The sequence below is a fragment of the Sphingomonas yabuuchiae genome, assembly GCF_001477495.1.
Lineage (GTDB): Bacteria > Pseudomonadota > Alphaproteobacteria > Sphingomonadales > Sphingomonadaceae > Sphingomonas > Sphingomonas yabuuchiae_A.
On the sequence record NZ_LDTF01000092.1, the window covers coordinates 1 to 18,610 of the forward strand.

Below are 18,610 nucleotides of genomic sequence, written 5' to 3' on the forward strand. Positions count from 1 at the left end.
TCGAACCCCTGACCTCTGCAGTGCGATTGCAGCGCTCTCCCATCTGAGCTACAGCCCCGCCCCGTAACCCGACCATGGTCGGGAGCGACGCCATTAACCCGTGATTCGGGGCGACGCAACACCGCTTTGATGGCCAGACCCAAAAATTTTGGCCTGCTTTCGGCCTTTCGCATCACTCCATCCGTCGCGGCTGGCGCGTCGCCAACGGAACATGTCTTGATGTGCCTCATTGAAACACCCGGAAGGCACGGCCCGCCAGACGAGCGGCGTCGGCCCCCGCAGGATCGAATTTCAGGAGGGTTTAGGATGGCTTACGACCGCTATTCCCGCGACGCCAATCGTGGCGACCGCGACTTCGACTATGGCCGGGACTACGGCTCGGGGCGCGACTACACCTATTCCAGCGCGCGCGACTATGAAGCGGCAGGCGCGTATGACGACGACCGCAACGATAGCCGGAACGACAGCCGTCGCGGCTATGGCGCGCGGGATTATGGCAACCAGGGCTATGGCCGTCAGGGCTATGACCGCGACGGCTATGGTGCGTCCCGCCAGGATTTCGGGCGTCAGGACTTTGGCGGCCGCCAGAACGAAGGCCGTTACGGCGAAGGCCGCTCGGGCAACTACGGTGCCTATCGTGGCGGCGAGAATCGCTATGATCGCGATTCCGGTCGTGAAGGCTATCGCGGCACGTCGAGCTACGGCGATTCGTCGCGCGGCTATGGCTATACCGGTGACCGTTACGGTCGCGACGACCGTCAGGGCCGCAGCGACTATGGGCGCTCGGACCATAACCGTTTCGACTATGGCCGCCAGCAGCAGTCGGGCCGCGACTATGGCCGCCAGCCCCAGGGTTATGACTATGAGGATCGCGGCTTCTTCGCGCGTGCCGGGGACGAGGTCCGCTCGTGGTTCGGTGACGAGGATGCCGAGCGCCGCCGTGAAGCCGATGCGCGCTTCGACGAGCGTTACTACGCCCAGCAAGACCATGACTATAATCACTGGCGCTCGGGCCAGATCGCGGCACTGGACCGCGACTATGACGAATATCGCAGCGAGAACCGCACCAAGTTCCAGAACGAATTCTCGAGCTGGCGCACCGAGCGCGAAGGCCAGCGCGGCCTTCTACCCAAGGTGAAGGAGCATCAGGAAGTCGTCGGATCGGACGGCAGCCATGTCGGCACCGTTGACAAGGTGCGCGGCGACCGCATCCTGCTGACCAAGAACGACAAGGATGCGGGCGGCCAGCACCACTCGATCCCGTCGCGCTGGCTGAAGTCCGTCGAGGACAAGGTCACCCTGACCAAGACCGCCGAAGAGGCCAAGGCCCAATGGCGGGATGAAGAGAATGCGCGCGCCATGTTCGGCGATCGCACCAACGAGAACGACCGCTACGGTCAGGCCAATCGCTATGGTCAGACCGGCATGGGCGGCCAATCGAGCGGTTACGGCCAGAGTGCGACCGGTACGACCAGCTCGGCACAGAACACCAGCAGCACGACGGGGACGACCTCGACCACCGGCACCACGACCGGCACGGGGACCAGCACCGGCACCGGCACGACCACCGGCATCGGCACCACGTCGGGCAGCACCTCGGACACCAGCCGGGGTTACTGATAAAGAAAAACGTCACGACTGAGTGACTTTTCTTGAAGGGCTCGGGTGGACAACACCCGGGCCCTTTCCCATGTCCGCAACGATCGATGAAAAGGATATGATGATGAAGGCTTGGACGCTGGCGGCCCGCCCCAAGGGCACCCCCGTGACGGACGATTTCGCGCTGGTCGAGCGTGATCTGCCGGCCCTGAACGAGGGCGAGGTGCGGATCGCCAATCGCTGGCTGTCGGTCGACCCCTATATGCGCGGCCGGATGAACGACACGAAGAGCTATGTCCCGCCCTTCCAACTCGGCGAGCCGATGCAGGGCGGCGCGATCGGCGAGGTGGTCGAAAGCCGCGCGGACGGCATCGCGGTCGGCACGCTGGTCAGCCACATGGCGGGCTGGCGCGACGAGGCCGTCCTTCCGGCCGCGCATGTCCAGCCGCTTCCCGATCTGGGCGTCGATCCCCAAGCCTATCTGGGCCAGTTCGGCATGCCGGGCATGACCGCCTATTACGGCCTGCTCCAGGTGGCCGAGGCCAAGCCTGGCGATACGGTGTTCGTCTCGGCAGCAGCCGGGGCGGTCGGCTCGACGGTGGTCCAGATCGCCAAGGCCAAGGGCATGACCGTCATCGGATCGGCCGGTGGCGCGGAGAAATGCGACTGGGTGCGCTCGCTCGGCGCGGATGCGGTGATCGATTATAAGGGTGGCCAGTCGGTCGTCGAGGCGCTCGGCGAAGCGGCGCCCGATGGCATCGACGTCTACTTCGACAATGTCGGCGGCGATCACCTCGATGCGGCGCTGGCCCATGCCAAGCCGGGTGCGCGCTTCGCGATCTGCGGCATGATCGACGTCTATAACGACGCCAAGCCGACGAGCCTGAAATATCTCGCGCGGCTGATCGGCAATCGCGTGCGGATTCAGGGCTTCATCGTGTCCGACTTCAAGGGCCAGCAGGACTTCTACCGTGACATGGCCGGGATGCTGAAGGACGGCCAGCTCAAGCGCGAGGAGACGGTGTTCGAGGGCCTGGACCGGACCCCGGAAGCGTTCCTGGCGCTGTTCACCGGCGGCAACAAGGGCAAGATGCTGGTCAAGCTGTAAGCAACTCCCCTCTTCTACTCCCCTCCCGCAGGTGGGAGGGGTTGGAGGAGGGTAAAGCCACAGGCGATGGTCTCTGAGAGACTCATTGCCCTCCCCCCGACCCCCTCCCGCTTGCGGGAGGGGGAGCGTAAATGGCGGTCCAATACTGATACTGGTCGATGGCGGGGGCTTGGCTATTTCCTGAGTTCCCACCTGCTCCCCTCCCGAAGGCGGGAGGGGTTGGGGGAGGGTAAAGCCACAGGCGATGGTCTCTGTGAGACTCATTGCCCTCCCCCCGACCCCCTCCCGCTTGCGGGAGGGGGAGTCGTTCACCGCTAGCCGCGCTCAGATCGCGCCCGAGAAGGTATCGCACTGGGCGGGATCGCCCGTCTCGATACCGCGGCGCAGCCAGCGCATCCGCTGTTCGGAGGTGCCATGCGTGAAGCTGTCCGGTACGACGCGGCCGGTCGCTTCGCGCTGGAGCGTGTCGTCGCCGATGGCACGGGCGGCGGTCATGCCTTCCTCGACATCGCCGGGCTCCAGCCGGTCGCGGTTCTTGGCCGCCCAGACGCCCGCATAACAGTCCGCCTGCAATTCCAGCCGGACCGACAGGGCATTGCCCTCCGCTTCGCCCGCCGCCTGCTGTGCCTGGCGCACCTTGTCGGACGTGCCGAGCAGCGTCTGGATGTGATGGCCGAACTCATGCGCGACGACATAATAGCGGGCAAAGTCACCCTTCGCACCGAAGCGGTTGGCGAGCTCGTTGAAGAAACTGGTGTCGAGGTAAATCTTGCGATCGGTCGGGCAATAGAAGGGGCCGATGGCCGATTGTGCGACGCCGCAGCCTGACCGGGCGCTGTTCGCATCCGGCTTGAAGAAGCGCAGGCCGGGCGCCTGGAAACGCTGTCCCGATTCCGCGAAGATCTTCTCCCAGGTGTTGTCGGCATTGCTGAACGCGCGGCAGGTGTCGCGGCGTTCGGGCGAGGCCTCGCAAATTTGGCGGACGCTCTGGCCCGAGGATGAGTCCGCCGACCGGGTAACGGGGGCGTTGCCGCCGCCGCCTCCGCCGGTCAGCAGCCCGAGCGGGTTCATGCCGACCACCGCCAGAATGATGAGCACGACGACGATGCCGCCGCAGCCGAAGCGGCTGCCGATCAGCGGCAACAGGCCGAACAGCAGTCCGCCGCCGCCGCCACCGCCAAAGCCGCCGCCGCTCTGCGCCTCGCCGACATCGATATTATTGTCATAATCGTCGAGCCGCATCGTCTCACCCCTTTGTCATACTGCCCGCCTATGCGGGTCTTCGCCGGATGGTTGAACCCGCAAAGCCTTCCGGCGGTTGCACGGGTCGATATCTGATCGCATGGTGCGGTGCATAGCACGGGAGAATGGCATGTTCCTGAAGGGCAAGACGGCGGTGATCTCGGGTTCGACCTCGGGCATCGGCCTCGCCTATGCCAAGGCGCTGGCGGCGGAGGGCGCGGCGGTCGTGCTGAACGGCTTCGGCGAGGCCGACGCGATCGAGGCGAACCGCGCCGCGCTGGAACAGGCGAGCGGTGCGGCGGCGCTGTATGACCCCGCCGACATGACCCGGCCCGACCAGATCGAGGCGATGATCGAGCGGGCCGCGAAGGAAACCGGATCGGTCGACATCGTCATCAACAATGCCGGTATCCAGCATGTCGCCCCGATCGCCGAATTCCCAGTCGAGAAATGGGATGCGATCATCGCGATCAACCTGTCCTCGGCCTGGCACATGATGCGCGCCGCGATCCCGCATATGCGGCAAAAGGGCTGGGGGCGGATCATCACCACCGCCTCGGCGCACAGCTTGGTCGCCAGCCCCAACAAGTCGGCCTATGTCGCGGCCAAGCATGGCGTGGTCGGCATCACCAAGACCGTAGCGCTGGAGGTGGCGACGGACGGTATCACCGCCAACTGCATCTCGCCCGGCTATGTCTGGACGCCGTTGGTCGAGAACCAGATACCCGACACGATGAAGGCGCGGGGCCTGACTCGCGAGCAGGTGATCGACGACGTGCTGCTGAAGGCGCAGCCGACCAAGGAATTCGTCACCATCGAACAGGTCGCGGCGCTCGCGTTGTTCCTCTGCCGGGACGAGGCGAAGTCGATCACCGGCGCCAACCTGTCGGTCGATGGCGGCTGGACCGCGCAATGAGGGGCCCCCTGGTCCTGCTCGGCACGATGCTGTCGGCGGGCGGCGTGGTGGCCGTGCAGGCGCAGCGGGTCGAGCAGGCCAATGACTGGCGACTGGCGGCGACCGAGGATGACCGTATCCGCCTGCGCGGCTGGCGCAGCGCCTGGGTCAAGGGGTTGGCGCAGGCGCGGGCGGGCGGGGCGACGGCCGAGATTGCCGCGCTGGGGCAACTGGCCGATCCCGACTATTCGATCGCCGACCCCAAGCTGCCCGATGGCGATTATCGCTGTCGCACGATCAAGATGGGGTCGCAGGGGCGCGCGACGCTGACCTATGTCGCCTATCCCTATTTCCGCTGCCGGGTGGCGGGGAATGGGCAGCAACTGACCAAGACCGACGGGTCACAGCGGCTGACCGGGCGTCTCTATCCCGACACCGATGCGCGCAGCATCTTCCTGGGCACGATGATCCTCGGCGATGAGGAACGGTCCTATGCCTATGGCCGCGACCGGGCGCGCGACATGGCAGGCGTACTGGAACGGGTGGATGCGACCCATTGGCGGATCGCCTTTCCCTATCCGGCTTATGAATCGGTCGTCGACATACTCGAACTGGAGCCGACCGCCCCCTGAACCGGGGCGGGAGTCGGCGTGGCCGGCGCGGCGGGCAGGGGCGGCAGCGACGCGATATAGTCCTTGCCATGCTGGCCGATCAGCGTGACCCGCCCGGCATTGGCCTGCGCCACCGCCTTCAGATAGGAACGCGGCTTCTTCATCAGTTCGGGATGGTCGAGGCCGACCAGACCCAGCCGCCGCGCGGCCTCCTGCACGAAATGCACGCAGTTGCGGTCGTTCAGATTGTAATGCGAGTCGCCAGTCTTCTCGTCCCAGGCCGCGACCAGCGCCAATATGTCACCATATTGCGCATCGGTCATGACATAGGAAAACTGCGCGTCGCTGGTGGAGATGTAGAAGGGCTTGGAGATGTCCAGCCGCCCCCTGACCGTGCCCATCAGAATGGCGGGCGACACCGAGCGGGCGGTAAAGCCGTAATTGGCGTCGACCGGTTGGCCCGTCGCATCCACCGTGCCGCGCAACGAGAAAAAGGCATGGGGAAAGCTGTTGCCCAGCTCATGGCTCCAGAAGGTGATCGTGACCGCCGCCTGCGCGGGCAGCGCGCAGCCGAACGTCAGGGCCAGAGCCATTGCGAGTCGCAGGACCATCCTCATGCCTGTCCTCCTAACCCATGTTGCGGGATCGCCGCAGCCGCATTTTCGTGCTTTTCAGGCCGGATATAGATGGACGACAAGCTGGGCACGGCGCGTCGCAGATCGTCCTCCAATACCTCGATCATCGTCTCCGCCGCACCCATGGGCAGGCTGTCGACGAAATCGGCGCTGATCGCGGCGAAGATGCTGTCGGGCGCGGTGTGGATCGTGCGGACATGGTTGACGCGGGTGATCCAAGAACGCGCGGCGACGATGCCGCGGATCGTCTCGACCACTTCCGGGTCGGCGCGTTCGCCGATCAGCAGCCCCTTGGATTCCCGAGCGAGCAGGATCGCGACCAGCCCCAGTACCAGCCCGATGAGAATCGAGGCGATGCCGTCGATCCGGGCATCACCCGTCTCGTGCGACAGCCATACGCCGAGCGCTGCGATGACCAGGCCTGCCAGCGCCGCCGAATCCTCGAACAGGACGATGAAGCCCGGCGGGTCCTTGGAATCATGGATGGCGCGCCACCAGCCGCTATTGCCCTTGGTGCGCGAAAATTCGCGCACGGCGATGGTCCAGCTTGCCCCCTCCAGGGCGAAGGCGATGGCGAGGACGATATAGTTGACGGTCGGATCGCGCAGCGGCTCGGGGGACTTGATGTGCAGCCAGCCCTCATAGATCGAGATGCCGGAGCCGAGCGCAAAGATCAGGATCGCGACGACGAACGCCCAGAAATACAGCTCTCGCCCATAGCCGAACGGGTGGATCGCATCCGGCCCGCGCTTGGCGCGCTTCTGGCCGTAGAGCAGCAGGATCTGGTTGCCGCTGTCGACCACCGAATGCACGCCCTCGGTCAGCATCGAGGAGGAACCGGTGATCCCGGCCGCCACGAATTTGGCGACGCCGATGCCGAGATTGGCCGCCAGCGCGCCATAGAGGACGATATTCTCGCGAATGCGTGCGGTCAGGCCGGTGTCGGGCATGGCCGGTACAGCGTGCGATGGGGGCGGTTGTTCCGTGGGGTCAACGAAGCTGTTTGGCAGAGGGATGGGCGTGCACTTCGACGACGCTCAATGCGAACAGGTTGGGGGGACTTTCCCCAACTTCCGTTCAGCCTGAGCGAAGTCGAAGGCCACGGGATTGCCTCAGGACGCGATGCGCCCGAGCCGGTGGTATAGATGCGCGAACTTGATCGAGCGGGGGTCGTCGGCGACGCGCTTGACGTGTTCGGCGATGGCTTCCTTCATCAGCGCGAAGTCTTCGGTGGAGAAGACGGCGCGGCTGCGTTGCGGTTCGGTCGGCATGGCATTTTCTCCTTCGTTATGGGTCAGGCGGCCTGGACGAACTGGGCGGCCTCGGTGGATTCGGCGAGCGCGGTGGTGGAGCTGTCGCCGCCTGCCACGGTCTGCGCGATCAGGTCGAAATAGCCGGTTCCCACCTCGCGCTGGTGGCGGGTCGCGGTGTAGCCATGGGCCTCGGCGGCGAACTCGGCCTGTTGCAGCTCGGAATAGGCGGCCATGCCGCGATCCCGATATCCGCGTGCCAGCTCGAACATGCCATAGTTGAGCTGGTGGAACCCGGCGAGCGTGACGAACTGGAACTTGTACCCCATCGCCCCGATCTCGCGCTGGAAATGGGCGATGTCGTCACGGTCCAGATTGGCCTCCCAATTGAAGCTGGGTGAGCAGTTATAGGCCAGCAGCTTGTTCGGATGCTCGCGCCGGATCGCCTCGGCGAAGCGGCGCGCGTCCGCCAGATTGGGCTTGGACGTCTCCCACCACAACAGATCGGCATGGGGCGCAAAGGCCAGGCCGCGTCGGATGCAATGGTCGACCCCGGTGCCCGGCTTCAGGCGGAAGAAACCCTCCGCCGTCCGCTCGCCGGTCAGGAAGTCATGGTCGCGCTCGTCCACATCCGACGTGATGAGCCGGGCGCTCTCGGCATCGGTGCGTGCGCAGATGACCGTTGGTACGCCCGCCACGTCCGCCGCCAGTCGCGCCGCATCCAGGTTGCGGATATGCGCTGCCATCGGGATCAACACCTTGCCGCCCAGATGGCCGCACTTCTTCTCCGAGGCCAGCTGGTCCTCGAAATGCACGCCCGCCGCGCCTGCCGCGATATAGGCCTTCATGATCTCATGACAGTTGAGCGGCCCGCCGAACCCGGCCTCGGCATCGGCGACGATGGGCGCGAACCAGTCGCGCGTCGCGCCGCCCTCGGCATGTTCGATCTGGTCGGCGCGGGCCAGCGTGGCGTTGATCTTCCGCGCCAGCTCCGGCCCGGCATTGGCGGGGTAGAGCGACTGGTCGGGATACATTTGTCCCGCCGTGTTGGCGTCCGCCGCGACCTGCCAGCCCGAGAGGTAGATGGCCTTCAGTCCGGCGCGCACCATCTGCATCGCCTGATTGCCCGACAGGGCGCCCAGCGCCGGGACATAATCCTCCGAATGGAGCAACTCCCACAGCTTCAGCGCGCCACGCCGGGCCAGCGTATGCTCGACCGTGATCGATCCGCGGAGACGCGCGACATCGGCGGGACCGTAGGGACGGGCGATACCGTCGAACCGCCCGGCGGGGGCGGGGATCAGATCCTGGAAACTCGGCATCGCATCGTCCTTTACAGTTTGACCGTTCCTGACGGGCAAATTGCCGGAAGGATGATCGATCCAGAAGGCGCGGCATGCTTCCGACCGCGTCGCGCCGTCGCCGATCCTGCCACCATGCAATGTCGACTTGTAAAGAATTGACAGTCCTTCGGACGCGGCGCAGCCTGTTGTGCGAGGAGAGCGGCGATGAGCGGAGCCAAGGTCATTGCGGGCCATGCCGTGCGGCGGCTGCGGCGGCAGAACGGCCTGTCGCAGGCGGCGATGGCGGAGATGCTGGATATCTCGCCCAGCTATCTGAACCTGATCGAACGCAATCAGCGGCCGGTCTCGGCCGCGCTGCTGGTCCGGCTGGTGGAAACGTTCGACTTCGACCCGCGCGCGCTGACCAGCGACGCGCCGGGCGGTGGCGCGGCGGCGATGCGGCGGCGGCTGGCCGATCCCCTGTTCGCCGATCTGGAGATCGACCGCGCCGAATTGGAGGAATGGCTGGCAGCCGCGCCGGGCGGGGCGGAGGCGTTCGCGCGCGCCTTCGACCGGCTCGCCGGGGCCGGTGCAGGCGGACAGGAGGCGCCGGTCGCCCCCGATCCGACCGTGCTCGTCCGGCGCGAGATCGAACGGTGGCGCAACCATTTTCCCGATCTGGACGCCACCGCCGAGGGGCTGGCTGACGAGCTGCGCATGGGGGCAGGCGATCTCTACGCCACACTGGCCGAGCGGCTGCGCGTCCGCCACGCGCTGACCATCCGCATCCTGCCGATCGACATATTGCCCGAGTTGTTGACCCGACTGGACCTCCATGCGCGCCAATTGCAGCTTTCCGAGATGCTGGACGGCCCGGCGCGGGTCTTTGCCCTGGCGACGCAACTCGCCCAGCTGGAAGCGCGCGCCGAGATCGAGGCACTGACGCGCGGCGCGGCCTTTGGCGACCGGCTCGCCGAGCGGCTGTTCCGGCGATATCTGCACCGCTATTTCGCCGCCGCGCTGATCATGCCCTATGCCCGTTTCCTGCGGGCGTGCGAGGCGACCGGCTATGATCTGGAGATCCTGGCGCGGCGCTTCGGCGTTTCGCACGAGCAACTGGCGCACCGGCTGACGACGCTGGGGCGGGTCGGTGCGCGCGGACTGCCCTTTTTCCTGATGCGGATCGACCGGGCGGGGCAGGTGTCGAAGCGCTATGCCGGGGCGGCCAATCCGGCGCTGGTCGAGGGGGAGGGGCGATGCCCGCTCTGGCAGGTCTTCGCCGCGTTCGACCGGATGGGGGAGGCCGTATTCCAACTGGTCGAGATGCCGGACGGAAGCCGGTTCGCGACGATCATCCGCGCGCAGGAACGGGCAGGACGCGACGCCTCCGGGGTGTGGGCGCGGTTCGCCATCGTCCTGGGCGTGGAGGCCGGGCTGGCGGGGCAGGTCGTGGCGGCACGGGGCCACCCGCTGGCCGAGGCGGCGACTCCGATCGGACCGGGGTGCCGCCAATGTTCACGTCCCGCCTGTCCGCAACGATCCTTGCCGATGAACGGCCGGGTCTTGGCAATCAACGAACGGGATCGGCCGCTCAATACGCTGGTCTTCGCGCAGGATTGAACCAGAATTGGGCAGGTCCGGCGTGATTGCTTCACCTATTTTAAGAGGAAACGGTATAGCCAGCAGACCATGATCTGGCTTCGTCGTCGCATTCAATCTCTGGAATTCCGGTTCGCGACGATGTTGACGGTCGTGCTGGGCGTCAGTCTGGCGCTGGGTGGATGCGGACTTCTGCTGAACAACCAGTTGCTTGGGATGGTCCGGTCGACTCATGAGATCGCCTCCCTGCTGGACCGGCATGACAAACGCGATGCGCGACTTCGCGACTTTCGCATTCAAGTCGGCGACCTGACGCGCCGGGTGGAACGGGGACAACGCGTATCTGCGGAGCGCTGGCAAGGGCTGGATGCCGCAGCGCGGGGCTGGCTGGCGGAGCCGGCGGATCGCAACGACCGGATGCCCGGTCCCATCCGATCGGCCCGGATTGCGGCGGCGTTGTCGGAACGGCGCTTCCTCGACACCGCCCGGCGCGTGATCGACGAGGCTATGGTCGATACGGCCCGGATGAAGCGGACCATGCCGCTGTTCATCACCCGGCTGCACGATATGGAGCATCATCGCGAGATGGTGCACGAACGGCTCAGCCGCCGCCTCACCTGGCAAACCGGCGAGGTGGAGGAACTCGCGCTGCGGGTCCTGACCCAGATGATGCTGGCCGGACTCCTCCTCGTGATCCTGGTCAGCGGGCTGATCCTCTGGCTTCGTATCCGTATCATGCGGCCGCTGCTGGATATCGTCGCGGGGATGCGCGCGATGAGCACCGGCAAGCCGCTGAAGCCGTTATGGCTGCATCGCCGCGACGAGCTGGGCGAGCTGGCGCGGGGCATGGACATGCTGGCCCGCGCCGCCGAGGAGCGCGAGCGTATCCAGCGGCAGGTCGAATATCTGGCGCATCACGATCCGCTGACCGGGCTGGCCAACCGCGTCGTTTTCGCCGACCGGCTGGATGCCGCGCTGCGGGCGGGGAGCAGGATTGCGTTGCTGGCGATCGATCTCGATGGGTTCAAGGGAGTCAACGACACGCTCGGCCACGCGGCCGGCGACATCCTGCTCAAGCGCGCCAGCGACTTGCTGGCGGCGTCGGTGGGGCGCGGCGACACAGTGGCGCGCATCGGTGGCGACGAGTTCGCGATCATCCATCATCTGTCCGCCGAAGAGGAGAATGCCGAGGCGCTGGTCCGCCGCATCTATGCCGTCATTGCCGAGGATTCCGCGAGCCCGGCGGTGCGGATGAGCATCGGTGTCGCGCTGTCACCCCGCCACGGGCTGGAGGCCGACGAGCTTCAGGCCTGTGCCGACATCGCGCTCTATCGCGCCAAGGCCGATGGCCGCCACTGCGCCCGCCGTTACGACATGGCGATGGACGAGGAGCGGCGGCAGCGCCACTGGCTGGCGCATGAACTGCACGAGGCCGTCACGCGCGGCGAACTCCATCTGGTCTATCAGCCGATCGCCGATTGCGCGTCGCGCCGGATCATCGGGCAGGAAGCGCTGGCGCGCTGGGATCATCCGGTGCTGGGGCCGGTCAGTCCGGATGTGTTCATCGGTCTGGCCGAGGAAAGCGGTCTGATCGGCGAGATCGGGCAACGTCTGTTTGTCGACGCCCTGGCCACGGCACGCGCCTGGCCCGCCGAATGGATGCTGGCGATCAACCTGTCGCCGGTGCAACTCCGCGAGCCGAACCTCGCCCGGCGGATGCTGGCCGCCACCGCGTCCCAAGGCATCGACCCCTGCCGGATCGAGGTGGAGGTAACCGAAGGCGTGCTGATCGACAATCGCGAAGCCACCACCGCCAATCTGGCGACACTGCGCGCCGCAGGCGTGGGAATCGTGATGGACGATTTCGGCACCGGTTACGCCTCGCTCAGCAGCCTCCAGCAATTTCCCTTCGATAAGATCAAGATCGACCGCAGCTTCATTCAGGCGATGGACCAGGACGGCCCGGCCCTCTCGATCGTTCGCGCCTCGATCGGGTTGGGGCGCAGCCTGAACATACCCATCGTGGCGGAGGGGCTGGAGACCGAAGCGCAATATCGGACGCTGTGCGATCTGGGATGCGATCAGGTGCAGGGCTATCTGATCGGCCGCCCGATGGCCTGCCTGGCTGCGGCGGCATGATTCGGGGCCAAGGTGGCCTTGCCAGCCGTCAGCCCACGCATTCTCCGATCATGCGAATGATGTCGTGGCCTATATAGGGCTTGGGTACGAATTGGACCCCGGCGGGCAGATCGGCTGCTACATGGCACTGCTCACCCGACGTGACGATGATCGACACATGCGGATGCGACTTGCGTGCCATAGCGGCAAGTGCGGCGCCATCGATCGAACCGGGCATCGCGACATCGGTGAACATCGCGCAGATTTCGGGATGCCGATCCAGCGCGACCAGCGCCTCGTCCGCGCTGTCCGCCTGGATCACCACATAGCCCGCATCTTCGAATGCGAACTGCACATGCATCAGAAGAAGCGGCTGGTCGTCCACGATCAAAATGGTCGGAGGCGTCATATAACGTGCGTCAATTCTGCACCGCCGCATCCGTTCCGAATTTGGTGTAATTTTGCGGTCATCCGAGTGTCAGGCGCCACTGTCCGTGAGCCGGGCCAGCTGCGCCTCCGACAGGGACAGTCGCATGGCGGGCGTCAGCTCGGACAGCTGCTTCACGCTGGTCGCGCTGGCGATCGGCGCGGTGACGCCGGGCTGCGCCATCAGCCAGGCGAGCGCGACCTGCGCCGGGGTCGCACCTGTCTCCTCCGCCACCGTATCCAGCGCGGCCAGCACCACGGCCCCCTTGCCATGCAGCAGCTCGCCCATCTTCGCGCCGCGCACGCTTTGCGACAGATCGTCGTCGCTGCGGTACTTGCCGGTCAGGAAGCCGGCGGCGAGCCCGTAATAGGGGACGACGCCGACATTCTCCGTCACGCAGTAATCCTGCAATTCGCCCTCGAACTTGTGGCGGCTGACCAGATTATATTCGGGCTGCAGGACGTGATAGCGCGGCAGCCCGGCGTCGCGGGCGGCCTCGTTCGCGGATTTCAGCCGCGCGGCATGGAAGTTGGAGGCGCCGATCACCCGCACCTTGCCCGCCTCCACCAGCTTGGCGAAGGCCTCCATCACCGCCTCCTGCGGCTGATCTTCGTCGTCCTGATGCGCGAAATAGAGGTCGATCCGGTCGGTGCCGAGCCGCTGGAGCGATGCCTCCGCCGCCGCCGCGATACGGGCGGGGGCCAGCTTCTCGCCGCCTTCGCCGGGCAACATTCCGACCTTGGTCGCGATCAGCACCTGATCCCGTTTGCCGCTGGCCTTCAGCCATTCGCCGATCATCGCCTCGGATTCGCCGCCCTGATGCCCGTCGACCCAGGCGGAATAGACATCCGCCGTATCGATCATCACGCCGCCCTGATCGACAAAGGCGTCTAGCACCGCAAAGCTGGCCGCGCGGTCTGCCGTCCAGCCGAAGACATTGCCGCCCAGCACCAGCGGCGCGATCATCAGGTCGGTCGAGCCCAGGCGGCGAAGCGGCATGTCGGTCATGGCGTATCAGCTTTCGTTATGAATGGGATTTCCATCCCCAACGTCCGAAGGCGCCATCGCGTTCAGATCGACCGCATTGGCATCGAGCAGGGCGGCGGCGTCGTTCAACTGGTCGTTCTCCGCCGCGCTCAACCCCTTGGGCTGGTCGCTGGAGGAACAGGCGGCCAGCGTCAGCAGCGCGGCGGTCATCAGGAGGCGGATCATGTCGCCATCATGCCAAAAGCATGGGGCCGTGGGGAAGGGGGAACCCGGCGGCGGGGTGGGCGCGTTGTCGCGGCCTGGATTTCGAGAATGAGGTCAATGCGATGCCCGCTTCCCAATATGCCATGCTGCTTGCGCCGTTCAAAATGGGTCTGGTCGGCGGACAGCGCGCCATGACCCCGCTCGCCGCCGTGTCGATCGCGGCGGCGCGCGGGCAGTTGCCGGTCGGCAAGGGCGTGCTTCGCTGGCTGGCCAATCCCATCGTCGCGGCGGGCACGCTGGCGCTGGCGATCGGCGAGATGGCGGGCGACAAGCAGAAGACCGCGCCGGATCGCGTCGTGCCCATCGGCCTGGCGGCGCGCTTCACGACCTCGGCGATCGCAGGCGCGGCGCTGGCCAGTCCGAAACATCGCTGGCTGGGCGCGGCGATCGGCGGCGTGACGGCGGTGATCGCCTCCTATCCCGGCTGGCGCGGACGGATGGCGGCGCTGGGGCGCTACGGCCAGACCAAGACGGGCTTTGCCGAGGATGCTGCGGTTCTGGCCGGTGCCATCGGCGTCGTGCGGGGGCGGCGGGGCTAAGATCGCCGGTCGACATCGCCGCACGCGCCTAGAACGGCGCGGGGGTGCTTCGCTTTATCCAGACGTGATCGGGGTGCCGCTCATGAAAGCGCACCTCGGTGACGATATGGCCGGGTGTCCCGAGCCATATCAGCAAGCCATTCGGATCGGCCGATATGTTCCATGGCTCGAGGCGCGCCAATTCGGCTGGAATCGTCACTTCTCGGTCGCATAGGCCCGAATGAGTTTCGTCTGCGCATTCGATCACGAACGTCGCCTTGCCGGAACGAAAGCGATCCAGTTGTTCGAGAGCGGTAAAACCCTGCGATGCGTCGACGCCCGGATTCAAGTGGACGTAATCGGCCATCGAGCAGCGCGACCGCTTTGCCCGCGCGATCTCCGTCGTTTTGTAGCGGTCGTCGGACATCGCATGGTCCAGGGCGTCAGCGGGGTCGGCGCGGAAGCGCACGGTCCATCGGATCCTTGTACAGCCTCGGGCTGTCGCCGTCGGACGCTCCACGAGATCGGCGTCTATGGCGCCGGGGGCGTTCATTCCCCCGGCTTGTGCGACGAACGCTTCGATGGGTCCATGATTCACGTCTTTCAACAGACGCTCGCCAGCGACAGCCGGGGGCAGTCTTTGCGCATCGCCAAAGGACAAGGCCGCTTCCGTTTGCAGGAGCAGGGCCAAAAGGATCATGTGTTCCTCAAGCTGACGTCATCGAACCCATGAGCCGAAAGGGCGGTCGATGAGAGCCATTCGGCCGTCAAGCGGATCAGGAGGCGGGCCGGGGTGGCTGAATGCCGGTATATTGGACAGACATCATCTTCCATTCCCGGCCGACCCGCTGCTCGACATAGGTCACGCGGACGCTGCGTGTGACCGTGCCGCCATTGGGATTGGGCAGCGTATAGTCGACCGAGCCGATGACGATCGCACTGTCGCCATGTCGGCGCACGTCCTGCGTCTGAAAGGTCATGGGCGGAACCCGGCTCGCCTTTTCGGGCGCGTAGAAGGTGAGGACCTCCGGCCGCCGGTCGATCTCTCCCAGCGGAGAGACCTCGATATAATCCGCCGCCAACAGGCCATCGAGCGCCTTCGCATCGAAGCGGCTGCGCGCATCGTTGAAAGACTGGACGAGCTTCAGGATCGCCGGATCGCTCGACCCTTGCGCTGACGCCGTGCCCGCCAGCAGCATCAGACCGGCGACGATATACCAAGAGCGCATATTTCTTTCCCCCCAATGGGGGCAGGCTATCCGCGAAGCCTTGCCGCGTCCACCATCGGAAACGTCGTCCACTTCTCCTGCGACTGCGCGCTTTTCAATACGGCCTCGACGAACGCCATGGTGCGCAGTCCCGACTCCAGGCCCGGATACCAGTTCGCCTCGCCCGGGGCTTCGCCCTGAGCGGGATCGCCATCGCGCAACGACCCCGCCACCGCGCGGTAGAGGTTCCCGAACGCCTCGATATAGCCCTCCGGATGGCCCGAGGGGGTGCGCAGGCGGGGCAGGGTGGTGGAGCTGAGGCCGGGGCCACCGGCACGGACGATCTCGGCGGGGCGGTCGAGCCAGCGCAGGATCAGCGTGTTGGGCTCCATCTGCGACCATTCCAGGCCGCCTTTCTCGCCATGGATGCGGATGCGCAGGCCGTTCTCCTCGCCCGCCGCCACCTGCGTCGCGCGCAGCGTGCCGCGCGCGCCTTCGGCGAAGCGGAGCAGGACGTTGACGTCGTCGTCGAGCATCCGCCCCGCGACATGGGTCGTCACGTCCGCCGACAGCGCCTCGACGGTCAGGCCGGAGATATGCTCGGCCAGTTGGAAGGCATGGGTGCCGATATCGCCCAGCGCTCCGCCGAGCCCTGCGCGCGCCGGGTCGGTGCGCCACTCGGCCTGCTTGTTGCCCTCGCGGTCGAGTGCGGTGCTGAGCCAGCCCTGCACATATTCGACATGGACCAGTCGGATGCGCCCGAAATCGCCGCGCGCGACGCGGGCCCGCGCCTCCTCGACCATGGGATAGCCGCTATAGGTAAAAGCCAGCGCATAGAGCTGCCCCGATGCCCGCGCCGCGTCGGCGATGGCGCGCGCCTCGGTCAGGTTCATCGCCATCGGCTTTTCGCTGAACACCGGAAAGCCAGCGTTCAATGCAGCGATCGCCATCGGCGCGTGGAGGTGATTGGGGGTGACGATCGCCACCGCGTCGATCCGCTCCCCCTCGGGCCGCGTGCGCTCGTCGGCGAGCAGGGCGTCGATCGTGGCATGGACGCGGGCGGGATCGAGGCCTAGCGCCTCACCGCTCCGCCGATTGCGCTCGGCGTCGCTGCTGAAGGTGCCCGCGACCAACGCCCAGTCACCGTCCAGCGCCGCCGCCATCCGGTGCACGCCGCCGATGAACGCGCCCTCGCCGCCGCCCGCCATGGCCAGCCGCAACTTTCGTCCCGCCATCACCCTCTCTCCTGTCATCCCAATCGCTTATGACGCGATATTCGGTGCTTGCATGGCATCGGTTTAACGGTAAACTCCGGCAAGAACCAGCGAGTCTGGGCAAGAAAATTTCGGGAGAGAGAGGATGAGGCAGCTGATCGGGCTGGCCGCCGCCGTACCGGCCATGGTCGCCGGGATCGTGGCCGTGCAGGCACCGTCGACCGCACAGACCGCCCCCGCGGCGGGTGCGCAGGCCTTTGCCGCGTGCCGGGCCTGTCACACACTCAACAAGGGCGGGCGCAACGGTGTCGGCCCCAATCTGAACGGCGTATTCGGGCGGCAGGCGGGCTCGGTCGCGGGCTTCAACTATTCGTCCGCGATGAAGGCGTCGGGCCTGAAATGGGACGACAAGACCCTCAATGAGTTCATCGCCGCGCCGATGAAGAAGGTGCCGGGTACGCGGATGCCGATCGGCATCGCCGATCCCGCCAAGCGCGCCGCGCTGATCGCCTATCTCAAGGCCGAGACGGCGAAATGAGTGCTGCTCCCGCCATGCGTGGGCCGGGCATCTTCCTGGCGCAGTTCATGGGCGACGCTGCGCCGTTCGACACGCTCGACTCGGCGGCGCGCTGGATGGCGGAGGCGGGTTATGAGGGCGTGCAGATCCCGACCTGGGATACGCGCTGCATCGACCTGAAAATGGCCGCCGAGAGCCAGGACTATTGCGACGACCTCGCCGGGCGGTGTGCCGAGGCGGGTGTCGCGATCACCGAATTGTCGACCCATTTGCAGGGACAGCTGGTCGCGGTCCACCCGGCCTATGACGCCGCCTTCGACGGTTTCGCGCCGGAGGCGGTGCGGGGCAAGCCTGCCGAGCGGCAGGAATGGGCGGTCCAGCAGCTTCTTTATGCCGCTAAGGCCAGTCGGCGATTGGGCCTGAGCGCCCATGCGACTTTCTCGGGCGCGTTGCTCTGGCCCTTCGTCTATCCCTGGCCGCAGCGGCCCGCCGGGCTGGTGGCGGAAGGCTTTGCCGAATTGGGCAAGCGCTGGCGCCCGATCCTCGATGCGTTCGAGGAGGAAGGTGTCGATCTCTGCTACGAGCTGCATCCGGGCGAAGACCTGCACGACGGTACGACGTTCGAGCGGTTCCTGGATTCGGTCGGCGGCCATCAGCGCGCCAATATCCTCTACGACCCCAGCCATTTCGTGCTGCAGGCGATGGATTATCTGCAGTTCATCGATTTCTACCACAACCGCATCCGCATGTTCCACGTCAAGGATGCCGAGTTCAACCCGACCGGCCGGGCGGGCGTCTATGGCAGCTATAGCGACTGGGTGGATCGGCCGGGACGCTTCCGTTCGCTGGGCGACGGGCAGGTCGATTTCGGCGGCATTTTCTCCAAGCTGACGCAGTACGGCTATGCCGGTTGGGCGGTGCTGGAATGGGAATGTTGCCTGAAGCACCCGGAGGACGGCGCGCGCGAGGGGGCGCCCTTTATCGCCGCGCACATGATCCGCCGGGCGGAGCGTGCCTTTGACGATTTCGCCGGTGGCGGCGATCCGGCGGCCAATCAGCGCTGGCTGGGAATTTAACGATTGCAAGGACTTGACCATCCGCCCCGGAAGGTAAAGTCTGACAAAAACATAAGCGG

General features: G+C 66.1%; 20 protein-coding genes. 9 read left to right on the forward strand and 11 right to left on the reverse strand.

Annotated elements, in window-relative coordinates:
- Window positions 1-306 precede the first annotated feature (306 nt).
- A complete protein-coding gene (locus NS355_RS14520) occupies window positions 307-1,620 on the forward strand; it encodes a DUF2171 domain-containing protein (RefSeq protein ID WP_058746358.1) in 1,314 nt (437 codons plus the stop codon).
- Window positions 1,621-1,717: 97 nt separating this feature from the next.
- Complete coding sequence (locus tag NS355_RS14525; RefSeq protein ID WP_058746384.1) at window positions 1,718-2,707, forward strand: NADP-dependent oxidoreductase; 990 nt, start codon at window positions 1,718-1,720, stop codon at window positions 2,705-2,707.
- 324 nt (window positions 2,708-3,031) lie between these two features.
- On the opposite strand, the gene ypfJ is transcribed toward NS355_RS14525, so the two are convergent.
- On the reverse strand, window positions 3,032-3,949 hold the full coding sequence (ypfJ, locus tag NS355_RS14530; protein ID WP_058746359.1) for a KPN_02809 family neutral zinc metallopeptidase: 918 nt from the start codon (window positions 3,947-3,949) through the stop codon (window positions 3,032-3,034).
- Window positions 3,950-4,079: 130 nt separating this feature from the next.
- Here ypfJ and NS355_RS14535 point away from each other — a divergent pair, with 130 nt between their 5' ends.
- Both NS355_RS14535 and NS355_RS14540 read left to right on the forward strand, forming a co-directional pair.
- Window positions 4,080-4,865 carry a 3-hydroxybutyrate dehydrogenase gene (locus NS355_RS14535; protein WP_058746360.1) on the forward strand — a complete coding sequence of 262 codons (786 nt, stop codon included), beginning with the start codon at window positions 4,080-4,082 and terminating at the stop codon, window positions 4,863-4,865.
- A complete protein-coding gene (locus NS355_RS14540; protein ID WP_058746361.1) occupies window positions 4,862-5,476 on the forward strand; it encodes a DUF4893 domain-containing protein in 615 nt (204 codons plus the stop codon). The genes NS355_RS14535 and NS355_RS14540 overlap by 4 nt, the downstream gene beginning before the upstream one ends.
- On the opposite strand, the gene NS355_RS14545 is transcribed toward NS355_RS14540, so the two are convergent.
- The 4 genes from NS355_RS14545 to aceA all read right to left on the reverse strand — a co-directional run bounded on the left by NS355_RS14545 (window position 5,428) and on the right by aceA (window position 8,662).
- Entirely contained in the window at window positions 5,428-6,072 is a 645-nt protein-coding gene (locus NS355_RS14545; protein WP_058746362.1) for a hypothetical protein, read from the reverse strand. The two genes, NS355_RS14540 and NS355_RS14545, sit on opposite strands and share 49 nt — an antisense overlap.
- A complete protein-coding gene (locus NS355_RS14550) occupies window positions 6,069-7,040 on the reverse strand; it encodes a cation diffusion facilitator family transporter (RefSeq protein WP_058746363.1) in 972 nt (323 codons plus the stop codon). The genes NS355_RS14545 and NS355_RS14550 overlap by 4 nt, the downstream gene beginning before the upstream one ends.
- 162 nt (window positions 7,041-7,202) lie before the next feature.
- Window positions 7,203-7,361, reverse strand: coding sequence for a hypothetical protein (locus NS355_RS19090; RefSeq protein WP_167345467.1), 159 nt, complete (start codon window positions 7,359-7,361; stop codon window positions 7,203-7,205).
- Between the two features lie 23 nt (window positions 7,362-7,384).
- Window positions 7,385-8,662, reverse strand: coding sequence for an isocitrate lyase (gene aceA / locus NS355_RS14555; protein WP_058746364.1), 1,278 nt, complete (start codon window positions 8,660-8,662; stop codon window positions 7,385-7,387).
- 186 nt (window positions 8,663-8,848) lie between these two features.
- On the opposite strand from aceA, the gene NS355_RS14560 reads away from it, so the two are divergent.
- Complete coding sequence (locus tag NS355_RS14560) at window positions 8,849-10,243, forward strand: helix-turn-helix domain-containing protein (protein ID WP_058746365.1); 1,395 nt, start codon at window positions 8,849-8,851, stop codon at window positions 10,241-10,243.
- A 69-nt stretch (window positions 10,244-10,312) separates the two neighbouring features.
- Complete coding sequence (locus tag NS355_RS14565) at window positions 10,313-12,361, forward strand: putative bifunctional diguanylate cyclase/phosphodiesterase (RefSeq protein WP_058746366.1); 2,049 nt, start codon at window positions 10,313-10,315, stop codon at window positions 12,359-12,361.
- 28 nt (window positions 12,362-12,389) lie between these two features.
- Here NS355_RS14565 and NS355_RS14570 read toward each other — a convergent pair whose 3' ends face one another.
- The 3 genes from NS355_RS14570 to NS355_RS14580 all read right to left on the reverse strand — a co-directional run bounded on the left by NS355_RS14570 (window position 12,390) and on the right by NS355_RS14580 (window position 13,979).
- The gene (locus NS355_RS14570; protein WP_167345468.1) at window positions 12,390-12,749 is read right to left on the reverse strand and encodes a response regulator; all 360 of its coding nucleotides are present in this window, start codon (window positions 12,747-12,749) and stop codon (window positions 12,390-12,392) included.
- A gap of 69 nt (window positions 12,750-12,818) precedes the next feature.
- Window positions 12,819-13,775 (reverse strand): aldo/keto reductase, encoded by a 957-nt coding sequence (locus NS355_RS14575; RefSeq protein ID WP_084787989.1) that lies wholly within the window; start codon window positions 13,773-13,775, stop codon window positions 12,819-12,821.
- Window positions 13,776-13,781: 6 nt separating this feature from the next.
- Window positions 13,782-13,979, reverse strand: coding sequence for a hypothetical protein (locus NS355_RS14580; protein ID WP_058746368.1), 198 nt, complete (start codon window positions 13,977-13,979; stop codon window positions 13,782-13,784).
- A gap of 101 nt (window positions 13,980-14,080) precedes the next feature.
- On the opposite strand from NS355_RS14580, the gene NS355_RS14585 reads away from it, so the two are divergent.
- On the forward strand, window positions 14,081-14,557 hold the full coding sequence (locus tag NS355_RS14585) for a DUF4126 family protein (protein WP_084787991.1): 477 nt from the start codon (window positions 14,081-14,083) through the stop codon (window positions 14,555-14,557).
- Between the two features lie 28 nt (window positions 14,558-14,585).
- Here NS355_RS14585 and NS355_RS18790 read toward each other — a convergent pair whose 3' ends face one another.
- The 3 genes from NS355_RS18790 to NS355_RS14605 all read right to left on the reverse strand — a co-directional run bounded on the left by NS355_RS18790 (window position 14,586) and on the right by NS355_RS14605 (window position 16,979).
- Window positions 14,586-15,236: a hypothetical protein gene (locus NS355_RS18790; RefSeq protein WP_153008237.1), complete on the reverse strand. Its 651-nt coding sequence runs from the start codon at window positions 15,234-15,236 to the stop codon at window positions 14,586-14,588.
- 76 nt (window positions 15,237-15,312) lie between these two features.
- On the reverse strand, window positions 15,313-15,765 hold the full coding sequence (locus NS355_RS14600) for a nuclear transport factor 2 family protein (RefSeq protein ID WP_058746371.1): 453 nt from the start codon (window positions 15,763-15,765) through the stop codon (window positions 15,313-15,315).
- 26 nt (window positions 15,766-15,791) lie between these two features.
- Window positions 15,792-16,979 carry a Gfo/Idh/MocA family protein gene (locus NS355_RS14605; protein ID WP_058746372.1) on the reverse strand — a complete coding sequence of 396 codons (1,188 nt, stop codon included), beginning with the start codon at window positions 16,977-16,979 and terminating at the stop codon, window positions 15,792-15,794.
- A 124-nt stretch (window positions 16,980-17,103) separates the two neighbouring features.
- On the opposite strand from NS355_RS14605, the gene NS355_RS14610 reads away from it, so the two are divergent.
- Together NS355_RS14610 and NS355_RS14615 are read left to right on the forward strand one after the other, a co-directional pair.
- Window positions 17,104-17,496: a c-type cytochrome gene (locus NS355_RS14610; protein WP_058746373.1), complete on the forward strand. Its 393-nt coding sequence runs from the start codon at window positions 17,104-17,106 to the stop codon at window positions 17,494-17,496.
- The gene (locus NS355_RS14615) at window positions 17,493-18,551 is read left to right on the forward strand and encodes a sugar phosphate isomerase/epimerase family protein (RefSeq protein WP_058746374.1); all 1,059 of its coding nucleotides are present in this window, start codon (window positions 17,493-17,495) and stop codon (window positions 18,549-18,551) included. Before NS355_RS14610 ends, NS355_RS14615 begins: the two co-directional genes overlap by 4 nt.
- Window positions 18,552-18,610 lie beyond the last annotated feature (59 nt).